This window comes from Desulforamulus aeronauticus DSM 10349, assembly GCF_900142375.1.
GTDB classification, from domain to species: Bacteria; Bacillota; Desulfotomaculia; order Desulfotomaculales; family Desulfotomaculaceae; genus Desulfotomaculum; species Desulfotomaculum aeronauticum.
Window position 1 is genome coordinate 95,404 of the sequence record NZ_FRAR01000016.1, and the last position, 13,389, is coordinate 108,792.

A 13,389-nucleotide genomic window follows, 5' to 3' on the forward strand; every position below is an offset into this window, starting at 1 on the left:
ATTTATAATGGTTGACAAGTTCCCTTAATGTTTTAATTGTTTTTCAAGCAGGGCAAACTGTCTTTTCAATAACTCAAGTTGCTCCATGATATACTTTTCTTGTTGTTCGGTATCTTTTTTGGTTGTTATAGCATCCTCCTGGGCAGCTATTGTAAGCATCACACTGCCGATGGCCACTAGAAAATTACCGATAACGTTAATTTCGGCTGAGTCCAAGCCATTTGATAGAGCAATGGCAATTAGAGAGGATAAAACTGCTAGAGTATCTGGACATATTGAGTTTAGATCTAAACAAGGCATATTTTTTCCTCCGCACAAAGTGATTTATCATATCATATGGGCTTTACTGATGATTTGTTATTTTTAAACCAACCGGTTTAACTGTGTCAATGAGATGATAAATGAGAGCATGGTGCGGCAGCATCAACTAAATGGAAGGTGGGATTCGTATGTTGGAATTATTAAAGCAACGTAGAAGTATTAGAAAATTTAAGGACCAAGACATTGAGCCTGAGAAGATTACCCAACTAGTAAAAGGCGCTTTGTTATCTCCGTCGTCGAGAAGTCTTACACCCTGGGAATTTATTGTTGTCACCGATAAGCAAACCTTGCAGCAATTAGCTTCGGCTAAATCTGCGGGTTCCGCTTTTCTAAGGGGGGCACCGTTAGCTATTGTGGTGCTGGCCGATCCCCTGGTTAGTGACGTATGGATCGAGGATGCTTCCATTGCCACCATCTTGATGCAAATGGTGGCAGAGTCTATTGGATTAGGCTCCTGTTGGGTACAAATTCGTGAAAGAATACATAGCGAGGGTATCTGCTCGGAGGAGTATGTTCGTCAGGTTTTAAATATACCGGAACATTTAAAAGTGGAGGCCATTCTGGGCGTAGGCTATCCAGACGAAACCAAAGCTCCCCAGCGGGAAGAAAATCTAAAGTACCACAAAGTGTTTCTCAATGGCTATCAGGTGCCATACGATGCTTCATAAAATCCACAGCCAAACGACAACTTGTGACCAGATGATTGATATCACCAATCAAGTGAGAGCAGTGATCGAGCAAGAAAATGTTCAGGATGGTGTTGTGACGATTTATTGTCCCCATACGACAGCTGGCATCACGATCAACGAAAATGCTGATCCTGATGTGGTACGGGATCTGTTGCTGCGGCTAGATGAAGTCTATCCCTGGGTGCATCCTCAATACCGCCATGCGGAAGGGAATTCAGCGGCCCACTTAAAAGCAAGTACCATGGGAGCCTCCCAAGCGGTTCCGGTGGTTGATGGCCAGCTCTTGCTGGGCACCTGGCAGAGCATTTATTTCTGCGAGTTTGACGGTCCCAGAAGGCGAACGTTTTATGTAAAAGTGCAAAAGGATTGACTCTATTATAAAGTAAGAAGAGCCAGGAAAATGGATAGCACTTGGCAGCCGCAATGAGTGAAGTACGATCGTCATCTGCTGGTTGGTAAGGATGTTCTGGGTATTGTTACTGGTATAGGAGGTTTCTTTCGGGGAAGAATGTACCTGACTATCTTCGCTTACATCAAAGGGGCGATCCGTATGAATCAGTATGTACGTTACTTCTCTGACATTGATAAATCCAGCCTAGCCAGTGTGGGAGGCAAAGGGGCAAATTTGGGCGAATTGTACCATGTTTTCGGGAGTGCTGTGCCGGCAGGTTTTTGTGTTACGACAAGTGCTTATAGGGACTTTGTGAATACAAGTGGGGAGTTTGCCGGGTTTCTGAATTCCCTGGAATTAATCAACGCTGAAGCACTGCCGGAGCTCAAGGAAGCAGGACAACGCCTACGGAGGCACCTCGAATCCCTGGACATGCCCGACCAGATCCAACAGGCAATTATCCAGGCCTGGCGGCAGACGGGAAGTGACTATGCCTATGCCATTCGCTCCAGTGCAACGGCGGAGGATCTGCCGGGAGCGTCATTTGCAGGGCAGCAGGATACCTTCTTGAATATCGAGGGTGAGAAGCAAATCCTGGACAGTGTCCGAAAATGCTGGGCATCTTTGTTTACCGACCGGGCCATCGCCTATCGTCAAAAGAATGGGTTTGAACATAAGCACGTATTGCTGGCTGTCGTTGTACAGCGGATGGTCTTTCCCGAAGTATCGGGAATCATGTTTACGGCCGAGCCGGTAACCGGCAACCGCAAGATCGTATCCATTGATGCCAGTTTTGGCCTGGGAGAGGCATTGGTATCAGGGATTGTCTCTGCCGACTTATACCAGGTAAGGGCCAATAAACTTATTAAAAAGCAAATCGCTAAGAAGGAACAGGCCATTTATGCTAAGTCCGAGGGTGGCACAGTCACAGTGGTGCTTAGCGAAGAGAGGCAGACAGCCCAGGCTTTGTCGGATGAGACTGCGATCAGACTGGCCGGAATGGGGGGAAGCATTGAAGGACATTTCGGAAATCCACAGGATATCGAATGGTGTCTTGCTAACAATGAAATATTTATTTTGCAGAGTCGGCCGATTACGACGCTCTATCCCATTCCCCAAGTAGCCGATGCTAAACTGCATCTTTTTATATCCTTTGGTCACCAGCAAATGATGACTGAAGCCATGAAGCCCCTGGGAATATCGGCATTAAGAACACTGGCTCCCATTGGCAAGAAGTTGCCGCAGGATGAGAGTGATCTTCTGCTGGAAGCCGGGGGAAGATTATATGTAGATGTCACTCAATTTCTTGAATATCCACAGATAAGAAAAAGACTGCCCGAATTACTGTTGAATATTGATGAAATGATTGGCCGGGCTGTGCAGGACTTCATCGGGAGAGAGGAGGTTCGGTCTGCGCTGCAGACCGAAAACAAAAGGCTGGAGCTCGCTTTTGTCAAAAAGGCTTTGCCAACAGTCTTTGCTCTCCTCAGAAATATCTTATATCGTGATAATAGCTGGGCGATTGATGAAATGAATTTGTTTATCCACCATCAAGTAAAAGAAAATAAAAGAAAACTGCAAAAAGTATCTGGTCCAGAGCGAATTGAGCAGATCCAGGAAATTCTGGCTACCTTACTGCCAACAGCTTTTTTGCAGGTGGCACCTTCGATGGGAGCCGCCATTATTACGTATAAGCTGATTGAGAACTTGTCTGAAAAATGGTTGGGGGATGCGGCAGAGCTAGATAGCATTAGTAAATCTCCGTCAGGAAATGTGACCACGGAAATGGGGTTGGCGCTGGGGGATGTGGCCGATGCCCTAAGAAATCATCCGGCGGTGATCGAATACCTGAAGCAGGCAGACAATGCCACTTTCTTTGATGGCCTAAGGGCTGTTCCCGGCGGGGAAGATGTTCTGCCAGTTTTCTTACATTATTTCGAACAATATGGTATGCGAGGCACCGGGGAAATCGACGTGACCCGGCCCCGGTGGCGTGAGGTGCCGACCCAGTTGGTTCCTGTCCTGCTCAGCCATAGTAAAAGTGTTAGGCCGGGGCAGCACCGCCGTGATTTCCTGGCGGGTAAAGAAGAAGCTGAACTGGCTGCCGATAGGCTATTGAATCGCCTACGGCAGACGCCCCGGGGGAACCTTAAGGCAAAACGCATGCAACGTCTGCTAAAGGTTCATCGGACCTTGATCGGGATTAGGGAACACCCCAAATATTTTATTGTGCAGAATTTGGATCTGATTAAGCAGGCCATTATGCAGGAAGCTGCTAAATTAGTCACGGCCGGCATCCTGGAGGATCCGGAAGATGTTTTTTGGTTTTCGCTACAGGAGATTAAAAAGATCATAGAAACCCAACAAGTCGATCAAAAAATTATTGCCAGGCGAAAAGAAAAGTTCCAACAGGAGGCCAAGCTGGCTCCTCCCCGGGCTATTACCAGCGAGGGAGAAATTATTTCCGCCAAACCGGGAGCTCAGGTGCCGCCAGGGGCCTTGGCCGGGAGTCCGGTGTCAGCCGGAACGGTCGAAGGTTATGCCCGGGTGATTCTGAAGCTGGAAGAGGCGAAATTGGATAAGGGAGATATTCTGGTGGCACCGTACACTGATCCGGCCTGGACGCCGTTATTTCCACTGGCAGCTGGTCTGGTAACGGAGGTTGGCGGTCTGATGACACATGGTGCGGTGGTGGCCAGGGAATACGGCATTCCTGCAGTGGTAGGGGTCGATCAGGCCACCCGCAAGATTCAGGATGGACAGAAGATACGTGTGGATGGTAGCCAGGGGTTCATCGAGATTTTGGAGAATGAAACCTTAACAAAACCTTAAAAAGAGTCACTTTTTTAGCATGATAGCATCAATGAGTCCATAGTCCTTGGCCTCTTCCGCTGTCATATAATAGTCTCGTTCCATGTCTCGCTCAATTTTTTCCAGCGGCTGCCCGGTATGTTCACTGTATAACCTGTTTAGCTTGGCCTTGGTTTTCTGCATCCAGTCAGCATGAATTTTTATATCGGTAGCCTGGCCTTTAATGCCGCCTTCCATCCAAGGTTGATGAATCAATACCTCACTGTTGGGTAGAGCAAATCTTTTGCCCTTTGCACCGGCCGTCAATAGAAAAGATCCTGCGCTGGCTGCTCTGCCAATACAAATGGTTGATACATCGGGTTTGATATGCTGGATTGTATCATAGATGGCAAAACCCGCAGTAACAGATCCGCCGGGACTGTTAATGTAAAAATGAATATCTTTATCCGGGTCGGATGCTTCCAGAAAAAGCAGTTGGCCAATAATCAGGCTGGCTGTTGTATCAGTAATGGCATCGCTCAAAACAATAATCCTGTCATTCAATAACCTTGAATAAATATCGTAGGAACGCTCTCCGCGGTTTGTCTGTTCGATTACAATTGGCACCAAACTCATATGATCACTCCTTTATAGCTACCGTATTTTTTTAAAACATGTTTTAAGCTGCCCGGCACAAGGTAGTAGTGATTGAATTTGAGCCCTTTTTAGCGGCATTGGTTTTTCTGCGGTCGGCATATCTGCCAAGGGTATACCTATAATCTCTTGGACTTGAACCATATAATCGTTTAAAGGCCCTGGAAAAGGACTCTTCTGAGCTAAATTGGTATTTAAAAGCTATATTGGTAATTTTCTCATCCGTTTCTGCCAGTTCTTTTGCAGCTTCCGACAATCTCATTTTTCGAACATACTCCATTACTGATACCCCGACAGCTTTGCGGAAAAGTCTTTGAAAATGAAATTCGGAGAAATGAGATTGTTTGGCAATTTCATTTAATGTAATACTCTCACATAAATGCTTCTCAATATAGTCAATTGAATTTTGGATTTGGAGTTTATGGTCCATATAAATCCTCCTCAATACCTATTTGAGATATATTATATAAAAAATTCAACCAAATAACCTGACATTCCTTGCTAACATCTGCGGGTGGTTGTGTCAATGAATCTGGGAACAGCAAGGGACTCCCACCTTTGATGGTCGGGAGTCCCTTTATTCACTAGTCGGTCTTATTCAAGGCATTTGACATCTGCCTCAAGTAACTGCCATTGATTACCGGTAAACTTCCAGAGTGAAGTAGCTGTGGCAATCGAGTCGGCATTACAAGTGCCTTTAATCGTTTGCAGCCCCTTTAATTCATACACACCGTCATTATTAACATCCACAGGTGTCAATAAATTATAGCTGGTATGCCATGTTTCAACTGGCGTTACCAGTTTACCATTTTTATAAATTTCGCCCTCATCATACGCACTTTGACGGTCTTTTAGATCAATAGTGTAGGCTTTTTTAGTCTCCTTGATAGTTACCGTAGCCCGATAGTTATCCTGAAAGGAACCGGTAATATTCAATTGAGTTTCTTCAGCGGGATGATACAGTAATTTTGCTTGCCGATCCTTTACTGTTACAATGTGATGATAATAAACCCCGCCGCTGCCGCCGGTATTGGCGGTTATGAATATATCCGGGATTTTATCCCCGTTAAAATCATGAAGTTGCATTTCTGCCCCATAGCCCCCGTCCGATTCCTCCGGCAGTTTTACTAAAATTCCTTGACCCTCTGTTTGGGAAGGGTCTTCAACTAGTAGATACAAATTTTGCATATAAAGACCGTTTCCATCAAAGCGTTTGCCCAGCAGGGATACACGTTTCTTGTTTCCGTCACCGGTTACATCGGCCAATCCCTGCTGCAAAATATAGGTGTTGTCCGGCAATTGGTACTGGGCAGCCTCTTGTAGAAAGGCCGGGAGTAAATATACTTCCAGGGAGTCGCCAAAATCCTGCAGGTCATAGGTCACGCCGCCCTTAAGCCAATGGGCAAAATATTCGGAGGGACTTCCGGACTCGCTCTCTCCCTGCTCCGGTTCTCCTAAGGTATTCGATAGTTGTTTAATCAAGGCAGTGCGATCGGATCCCTTAGGGAATTTAACAGTTATTTGCTGAATTTTTTGTTCTTTGTCCGCAGAAATAAAGTACTCTGCTACCACAGGGTTTTCCAGGTCAAACCATTTTTCTATAAAGGTAACGTGGGACAACTTTTTACCTTGATTATTGGTGCCATAGGCCAATTGGCCGTTGGGCTGTAAATCTAATAATTCCTGGTAGTTCCTGCCTAAGCTTATCAAGGGGTCGTTGGCTAACGCTATGGCCGGGGGGCAGATAGCGATTGCCGGTACCTGCGCTAGGGGTTGTTTCGCAATTACGCCTTCGGTCTGAACCGGGAGATTGCTGGCTGCCAGGGCTGGAGCAGTACTGAAACCGCCAAACATGGTAGCCACTGTCAAGATGAGGGCACACATTCTTTTATGTACATTTTTTCTAATTTGTCTTTTCATTTTAATAAACTCTCCTTTCAGAGTACTTCTTAATTTTAAACTCTCTATTATGTAAGACGGGAGTAATTGACAATTCGTTTGCGCTCAAAAAATAATTTTTTTACACTTTTAGGGTATAAGACATACATGCCAACTAGATTTGGCTCCACCAGAAAAAGGACCATGTCGCAGGATATAGTGTGAGTGTTGATCGTACAGATAGAGGGATTCTGCCTATTACAAAGAATATTTGTTTCTAGTAAGAAGTCTTACGCTAATGAATTTGGCTGGAGTCCTGCCATTGAATACCGATCAGGTATTACGAATAAGGTGAAACCGATAAATGCACAAATTAAGGGGGATTTATGTGAAAAATACGCTACTTGCTTTATCTTGTTTTTTATTTGCCATCATAGTAGGCAGCCCGCCAGCCGTAGCTGCCCAACCATTGACGATTCAGATAAATGGGTCTGCGGTAGCGGTTCCTCCAGGCACCCATGTTACCGAAGGACAAGTGATGCTGCCCCTTCGATGGGCCGCCGAGCAGCTGGGTGCCTATTCTATTCAGTGGGATCCTGAGGCACGTGATATTGTCATTAAAACCAATGAAGATTTATATCAGATAAGTAAGCTCGATTATTATGCTTTGGCCTTAGAGCACCTACCCGAAGACATCGGAGAAGTAGCGGACAGGATAGAGAAAGTGTCTTTACCTCATAGTAGTGATAGAGATAGAAAGTTGGTTCTGGTGTTAGACTCTTGGAAAGAGAAATATGAGAGGCGTTTGCCAAGTCTCGAACTTCCCCCTCCAGCCCCACAAATCCGTGTGATAGTCATTAATGAGAAACAACCATATCCGCGTGATTCGATGCTTTATAGCTTTGAAAATTATAATGGCCATTTTTATGTTCCGATGGATTGGTTGGTGTACCTGTTTCTGGCCAATGTGAATTATAGTCAAGCTACGAATCAGCTGTCCATTCAGGGTCCTGATCTAAAAGAAGTTGAACAGCATCTTGCAATCATAGAGGATGCCCTGATGCCGACTACACCCCAAGAAGCCATGCAATTGTGGGGTCGGGGTGAGCAAATCCGCAATGGTGCTCTTCAATATGCGGTTTTATCACCAGAGCTCCGTCGGCAAGCGGCTAAGCGTGTTCATGAAGCAGGCTGGACAACCGGTTATTCAAGCCCTTGGGTTGGGTCGATGACAGTAAAAGAAGAGAAGAAACTTAGCGATACAGCCGTGGAATATACCGTTACCTTTCCCGAAGAGACTTCGGTTCCCCCTCATACAACAGCAACAGAAAAGTTTGTTGTCAGGAAACTTACTATGGATGGTAAAGAGGGATGGTTTATTACAGAGATGCTCCAGTCTAGTGGTTATGGGCTACTCTAGATGTTGCGTCTATCCGGTTAATTTGGAGGAAGCTATCATAATCAGAGAATTAACTACAAATGAACAAGAAATCAATAGGGTTATGGAAATCTGGAAAGAGTCAACAATCCAGGCCCATAGTTTTATTGCAAAGGAATACTGGCTGCAAAACTATACTGTTGTGAAAGAAAACTATATTCCAATGTCTAAAACGTACCTCTATTTAGAGAGCAATGAAATAAAAGGATTTATTAGTATAGTAGACGGGCAATTTATAGGAGCTTTGTTTGTTGCTGTAAATTGTCAGGGAAAAGGGATTGGCAGAAAATTGCTTGATCATGTCAAGGGAATCTATGATTGTTTAACGCTGGCTGTTTACAAAGATAATGAACAGGCAGTTAGTTTTTATCAAAAAAACGAGTTTGTTTTGAAACAGGAGCAATTAGACAAAGAAACCAATCACGTAGAATATCGTATGAGTTTTGAAAAATAAACGAAGATTACGTGATAAAGCCCCTTCTGAGAATATCTTAGAAGGGGCTTTATCTCCTCTATCGGTAAAGAAACAAATCTGACAGTGACTTATTTAGCCAGAAGATCTGGCAAAAGGATCTAAGGTTTTTCCTTAGTTGTCTCGGTAATGCCAAGTTGTTTTTCTTTTTCTAGCAAAATAATTTTCTCGGTGGGTACCAGATAATCTGTATATTGCCTGATTACACTGCATTTTGGTATTTTATTTTGATAGATTTTTTCGCCCAAAATTTCTGCCCTTAGTAAAATTTCTGCTTCATTAATGCCTACCAGAGCACGCATACCCGTGGAGCTACTGAAGCGAGGGTTTATTTCAAAAATATAGGGCTTACCCTCTAGCAGGCGCGATTGAAAGTTGCACGGGCCATAAGGTTTTAAAACCTGGGCTACCTGTTTGCAGTAATCTGTAATTTCGGTAAAATCCTCTGCATCTGCTGCAATGGTCATACCGTCCTGTAAGAACCTCTTTAAAGTGACCCCTGAAAGAACCTCTCCGTTGGCTCCTGCGCAAATACCGGTGGTAAATTCCCCGTAGTCATCGGGTAAATATTGCTGCAGAATAATGTCTTTTTGACCCTCGAGCAAGGAGTAAAGGCTTTTATAGTTGTTAACGGTGTGCAAACCCTCTGACCCGGCACCTCGTCTTGGCTTGATGATAAGGGGGAATTTCACTTCCTTAACAAAAGTATCGATTTGCTCCTGATCTTCCGGATAGCGCAGGGTACGAGGATAGTGAAAGCCATGATCTTGCAAAAAGTTTACGGTAAGCCATTTATCACTGCATAGTTTTAATGTCTCTGGATCGTTGGTAAATACTTTGGCACCGGTTTTCTTTTCAATAGCTGCTTTATGTTGGCTATAAAAATCAAGCTCCTTGGAGGAAGCTACAAAAATAGCCTGGATACTTTCCTTCTCAATAATAGTGAGTAATTCTTTCAAGTACTGTTCCTGCTGGTGAACAGGTGGTACGAGATAGGCTTGGTGAGCCAGGTAGAGGCCCAGGGTACGGGGGCTCATATCACAGGCCACCAGCGTAAGTGCCAGTTCTGACTTCAATAAAGCTTGAAGGATGGCAACTCCGTACAGAGAGCCTGAGCCGGAGATTAATACATTGATTTTTGTCACAAGATCACCTGCTTTGTGAGATAATCCCTACTGTTTGGGCCACAATTAAAAATCAAATCTACCGCCGACAAATTAGGCAGAAAATCCCCCCATAATTGCGGGTATACCGGATGTTGAAAGTCCTGATAGACTAGTCGGATACCGCTTCTCTCAAATGCTTGCTCATTGTTATAAGCGCGGGCTCCGTTGCCGGATAAGTAGATATCCGCTTGAAAGTGTTGGCATAGGCTAATAACCAGATCTCCTTTGCTGCCTTGAATTTCAGGGTGTTCCGATGATCGCACCAGTGGTGTAGTAATGCCAAGGATGGACCGAATCACTTCAATTAACCGCAGATTAAGGTTTGCTAGGTTTTCTTCCCGGTTATGATAAATGGGATAAAACAACTCTTTATATTGCTTCCAGTAGGGGGAGCGGGCGTAACAGGTTTCCAGGGAACCCCAGTGGTTAAAGCACCATGAAATCTCATTATAGATGGTGGTATCTTTAATAAACGCCCTTTTTCTTTTTAGGGGTACACTTAGTAAGCGGGCCCCTTCTGGGCCTTTAATTTTATTTTTTTTGGTAATTTCCGCTCTTGAAAGAAGCACGTCGTCCAGAATAACAAAGAGGTCACAGGACATCATTTTATGGAAATATCCCAGCCAGGGTAGGTAGTTTGGCTGATGACCGCTAATAATCACCGGCATCACATCCTTAACGGAAGGTATTAATGACTTCGACAATTGTTGTTAAGTCATTTGGGGCAAGGGCCGGGTGAACCGGTATGGAAATACAGGTGTTTGCCAGGTCTGCTGCTACCTGCCACGTACCTAAGCAGCCGGGTATATTTCTGTAGGCTGGTTGAGCCGGAATGATTAACGGGTAGTGAATGCCGTAACCGATGTGGTTGTTGGCTAGGTAAGCAGCAAAAGCATCCCGATCCTTTACTTTTAAGGTATATTGATGATAAACATGTTCTTTGTCGGGCAGGCACGCCGGTTTTTCAACCTGGGAGTTAACAATATTGTTGTTGTAGAATTTTGCGTTGTCGATTCTCCGTTGGTTATAGAGATCTAGTTTTTTTAGTTGTTCTAATCCAATGGCAGCATGGATATTGGTCATGCGGAAATTATATCCTACCAGATCATGGTGGTAACGCTGCCGTTGCCCATGATTAACCAGTAATCTCACCTTTTCTTCGACGGCCGGGTCATTGGTTAATACCATGCCCCCTTCGCCGGAGGTTATATTTTTGGTGGGATAAAAACTAAAGGCGGCAGCTTTGCCAAAGGTACCTACTTTGCGGCCCCGGTACGTAGCTCCGTGTGCCTGGGCGCAATCCTCCAGCACTGGGACCTGGTACTTTGCTGCCAGTTCCAGTATTTCATCCATATCGGCCGGCAGACCAAAAAGGTGAACGACCAGGATGGCTTTCACTTCCGGGTTATCTTGCAGAGCAGAATGCAGCTGAGTGGGTGAAAGATTATAGCTAACCGGGTCAATATCGACAAAAACCGGAGTAGCCCCGGTGAATAAAATGGCATTAGCGGTGGCGATAAAAGAAAAAGGGGTGGTGATAACCTTATCCCCGGCACCAATTCCCAGTGCTGCCAAGCTGACGTGTAGTGCCGTTGTACCCGAAGAGGTAGCGATGGCATAGCGGCAATCGTGATAGCTCTTAAATTGCTCTTCAAATTCCTGGACATAACTGCCCGCTGCAAGCATACCACTACGTAAAACTTCTAATACTCGATCTTCTTCCTCTTTGCCCAACAAGGGTTTCGCATGGGGAATCATGAACAGTTCCTCCTTAACAGGGGTTTCATTTTTTGGCACATTTCGAAATTATCCTTGTGGCCTGTTCTGATTCCAATAAAATGGCCCTGTACTGCCTGACCCATGGAAAAAATGTCTCCCAACAGGTCTAGGGCTTTGTGCCTGGCAGGTTCGTTGGCCCACTGTAACGGTACATGATTAGGCCCAGGGGGAAAAATTAGGCAGTCCTGCATGTTCTCACCAATTAATCCGGCCACCCTTTCAAACTCGCTTTGAATAATGTATGATCTGGCCGGTGCCAGTTCAGCAGCAAAATCACTTGGTTGATTCAGCGTATAATGAGCTACCTGGGTAGGAATTTCTTTATTGGGATAATCCAGTAGATAGGTAATGCTAAGTTGTGGCGCGGGTAATGCCAATAAGAAACGATCATACCGTTTTTCCTGATGATAAAATGAGTTTGCTACCAATAGCGGCTCCTGCACCCTAATGTATTTTTTGGGCGCAGCCTGAAAAATAGGCTCTGCTTTTAAGAGAGCACGAACAAAATCGTGGCTGCTGAAACTACTTACCACCGGAATGGACGGGTTGTTTAAACCTATTCTTAAATTATCCAAACCCAGCCCGGCAATGGCAGCCAATAAATGCTCGGTATGCTCTATGCGAATATCCCGGAGAACCAAGGAGGTCCAGCGAGAGTCCACCCGCACATATTCGGGCCGGCAGGGAATTTCCGGCTGACCGGGTAAATCTTCTCTGACAAAAACAATCCCGCTGTCAGGTGGTGCGGGGTGGAATTTTACGGTCGAGGAAGTTTGGCCGGTAATGCTAATACCGGAACAAGAGCCTGGCTGTTTGATTGTTTTTTGCATGGTTAACCCTACCAGAGACCTGTAAATTGAAGAATTTGAGCCGCCCGATTTTGATAAGTGTGTGGGTAAGAATAGACTTCCTGCTGACCGTTTAAAGCAATTTTTTGTCTCTCTGCAGCATGATGTAGGTAATGATCCACCAGGCGTAAGGTATCCTCCTCCGACTGGGAGATGACGAAATGTTTACCGGGCTTAAATTTTTCTAAAACAGCAAAGGTTGCCGGGGTTAGGAGGAATCCTCGGGCACCCATAATCTCATAGGTGCGAGAGGTTAGCTCGGTAGTAATATTTTGAAAACCGAGCATGATTTTGGCGGAACTGTAAACATGATTTGTTTCCAGGTAGGATAATTTCCCCCGTAGATGTCGAGAGTCCACGCTAAAGCCGACAATATCCGGGTCCAGGGTATCCCAGCGTTTGCCCCAAATGGCTACATCGTAACCCCGTTCCACCAAGGGTTTTAACAATATTTGGGCACTGTTTCTGCGGAAAGAGTTCCAGGTAACGCCGCCGGTGGCCACCAGGGCAATATCGCATTGATACTCTTCCTTTGGCTCCGCAGGACGATGAAACCCTGGATTGCAGGCCCAGGGCAAATAGTGGGCTTTTAAACCAAGACGACTGTATAAGGCTAGCGTTTCCCGGTCAAGGGTGAAGATATAGGCTGGCTTGGTGGCTTTAATGTAGGGTAAGGACCATTCCTCAGTCCAGCGAGAGTCTTCCGTTGCCCAGTAGGCATGTTTTAATTGATACTTCTCAACCATGCGGCCTAATATTTCTAGCTTGGCATGGGTGTGGATTTTAGTCCAGCCGACAGTGAAAACAAGATCTGGTCGGTCCTTACTAAAAAGTTGTTCTAATTCCTCTTCTATGATGTCCTGTAGTATTTTTACTTCACATCCGTGCTCTTCAAAAGCCGGTGGCAATCCGAGTAAATACTGAGGGTCAATTTCAATAAAAAGGATTTTCACTAAATCACCC

The 13,389-nt window shown here is 45.2% G+C and carries 14 protein-coding genes; 5 read left to right on the forward strand and 9 right to left on the reverse strand.

Annotation, left to right across the window (positions count from 1 at the left end):
- Positions 1-24: 24 nt before the first annotated feature.
- Complete coding sequence (locus BUA78_RS11005) at positions 25-300, reverse strand: hypothetical protein (protein ID WP_072914363.1); 276 nt, start codon at positions 298-300, stop codon at positions 25-27.
- Between the two features lie 149 nt (positions 301-449).
- On the opposite strand from BUA78_RS11005, the gene BUA78_RS11010 reads away from it, so the two are divergent.
- The 3 genes from BUA78_RS11010 to rph are packed head-to-tail and all read left to right on the forward strand — an operon-like array spanning position 450 to position 4,233.
- Positions 450-989 carry a nitroreductase family protein gene (locus BUA78_RS11010; RefSeq protein WP_072914366.1) on the forward strand — a complete coding sequence of 180 codons (540 nt, stop codon included), beginning with the start codon at positions 450-452 and terminating at the stop codon, positions 987-989.
- Positions 979-1,380: a secondary thiamine-phosphate synthase enzyme YjbQ gene (locus BUA78_RS11015; protein WP_072914368.1), complete on the forward strand. Its 402-nt coding sequence runs from the start codon at positions 979-981 to the stop codon at positions 1,378-1,380. Before BUA78_RS11010 ends, BUA78_RS11015 begins: the two co-directional genes overlap by 11 nt.
- A 57-nt stretch (positions 1,381-1,437) precedes the next feature.
- Complete coding sequence (gene rph / locus BUA78_RS11020) at positions 1,438-4,233, forward strand: rifamycin-inactivating phosphotransferase (RefSeq protein ID WP_238456797.1); 2,796 nt, start codon at positions 1,438-1,440, stop codon at positions 4,231-4,233.
- Between the two features lie 6 nt (positions 4,234-4,239).
- On the opposite strand, the gene clpP is transcribed toward rph, so the two are convergent.
- From clpP to BUA78_RS19700, 3 genes are all read right to left on the reverse strand, one after another.
- Positions 4,240-4,827 (reverse strand): ATP-dependent Clp endopeptidase proteolytic subunit ClpP, encoded by a 588-nt coding sequence (clpP, locus tag BUA78_RS11025; protein ID WP_072914373.1) that lies wholly within the window; start codon positions 4,825-4,827, stop codon positions 4,240-4,242.
- 43 nt (positions 4,828-4,870) lie between these two features.
- On the reverse strand, positions 4,871-5,275 hold the full coding sequence (locus tag BUA78_RS11030; protein WP_072914375.1) for a helix-turn-helix transcriptional regulator: 405 nt from the start codon (positions 5,273-5,275) through the stop codon (positions 4,871-4,873).
- Positions 5,276-5,439: 164 nt separating this feature from the next.
- Complete coding sequence (locus BUA78_RS19700; RefSeq protein WP_084082386.1) at positions 5,440-6,765, reverse strand: hypothetical protein; 1,326 nt, start codon at positions 6,763-6,765, stop codon at positions 5,440-5,442.
- 346 nt (positions 6,766-7,111) lie between these two features.
- On the opposite strand from BUA78_RS19700, the gene BUA78_RS11040 reads away from it, so the two are divergent.
- Entirely contained in the window at positions 7,112-8,143 is a 1,032-nt protein-coding gene (locus tag BUA78_RS11040) for a stalk domain-containing protein (protein ID WP_072914377.1), read from the forward strand.
- Positions 8,130-8,615, forward strand: coding sequence for an N-acetyltransferase (locus BUA78_RS11045; RefSeq protein WP_084082390.1), 486 nt, complete (start codon positions 8,130-8,132; stop codon positions 8,613-8,615). The genes BUA78_RS11040 and BUA78_RS11045 overlap by 14 nt, the downstream gene beginning before the upstream one ends.
- Positions 8,616-8,734: 119 nt before the next feature.
- Here BUA78_RS11045 and BUA78_RS11050 read toward each other — a convergent pair whose 3' ends face one another.
- The 5 genes from BUA78_RS11050 to BUA78_RS11070 are packed head-to-tail and all read right to left on the reverse strand — an operon-like array spanning position 8,735 to position 13,379.
- Complete coding sequence (locus tag BUA78_RS11050) at positions 8,735-9,778, reverse strand: ATP-grasp domain-containing protein (protein ID WP_072914379.1); 1,044 nt, start codon at positions 9,776-9,778, stop codon at positions 8,735-8,737.
- Complete coding sequence (locus tag BUA78_RS11055) at positions 9,775-10,461, reverse strand: WbqC family protein (RefSeq protein WP_175549008.1); 687 nt, start codon at positions 10,459-10,461, stop codon at positions 9,775-9,777. Before BUA78_RS11055 ends, BUA78_RS11050 begins: the two co-directional genes overlap by 4 nt.
- Before the next feature lie 13 nt (positions 10,462-10,474).
- A complete protein-coding gene (locus tag BUA78_RS11060; RefSeq protein ID WP_072914383.1) occupies positions 10,475-11,557 on the reverse strand; it encodes a DegT/DnrJ/EryC1/StrS family aminotransferase in 1,083 nt (360 codons plus the stop codon).
- Positions 11,554-12,408 carry a UDP-3-O-acyl-N-acetylglucosamine deacetylase gene (locus BUA78_RS11065; RefSeq protein ID WP_072914386.1) on the reverse strand — a complete coding sequence of 285 codons (855 nt, stop codon included), beginning with the start codon at positions 12,406-12,408 and terminating at the stop codon, positions 11,554-11,556. Before BUA78_RS11065 ends, BUA78_RS11060 begins: the two co-directional genes overlap by 4 nt.
- A gap of 8 nt (positions 12,409-12,416) precedes the next feature.
- Entirely contained in the window at positions 12,417-13,379 is a 963-nt protein-coding gene (locus BUA78_RS11070; RefSeq protein ID WP_072914388.1) for a CgeB family protein, read from the reverse strand.
- Between the last annotated feature and the right edge of the window lie 10 nt (positions 13,380-13,389).

Coding starts and splice junctions, on each gene's coding strand:
- BUA78_RS11010 (WP_072914366.1), top strand. CDS start 450: ATGTTGGAATTATTAAAGCAACGTAGAAGTATTAGAAAATTTAAGGAC.
- BUA78_RS11060 (WP_072914383.1), bottom strand. CDS start 11,557: ATGATTCCCCATGCGAAACCCTTGTTGGGCAAAGAGGAAGAAGATCGA.
- BUA78_RS11015 (WP_072914368.1), top strand. CDS start 979: ATGCTTCATAAAATCCACAGCCAAACGACAACTTGTGACCAGATGATT.
- BUA78_RS11065 (WP_072914386.1), bottom strand. CDS start 12,408: ATGCAAAAAACAATCAAACAGCCAGGCTCTTGTTCCGGTATTAGCATT.
- BUA78_RS11030 (WP_072914375.1), bottom strand. CDS start 5,275: ATGGACCATAAACTCCAAATCCAAAATTCAATTGACTATATTGAGAAG.
- BUA78_RS11005 (WP_072914363.1), bottom strand. CDS start 300: ATGCCTTGTTTAGATCTAAACTCAATATGTCCAGATACTCTAGCAGTT.
- BUA78_RS11045 (WP_084082390.1), top strand. CDS start 8,130: ATGGGCTACTCTAGATGTTGCGTCTATCCGGTTAATTTGGAGGAAGCT.
- clpP (WP_072914373.1), bottom strand. CDS start 4,827: ATGAGTTTGGTGCCAATTGTAATCGAACAGACAAACCGCGGAGAGCGT.
- BUA78_RS19700 (WP_084082386.1), bottom strand. CDS start 6,765: ATGAAAAGACAAATTAGAAAAAATGTACATAAAAGAATGTGTGCCCTC.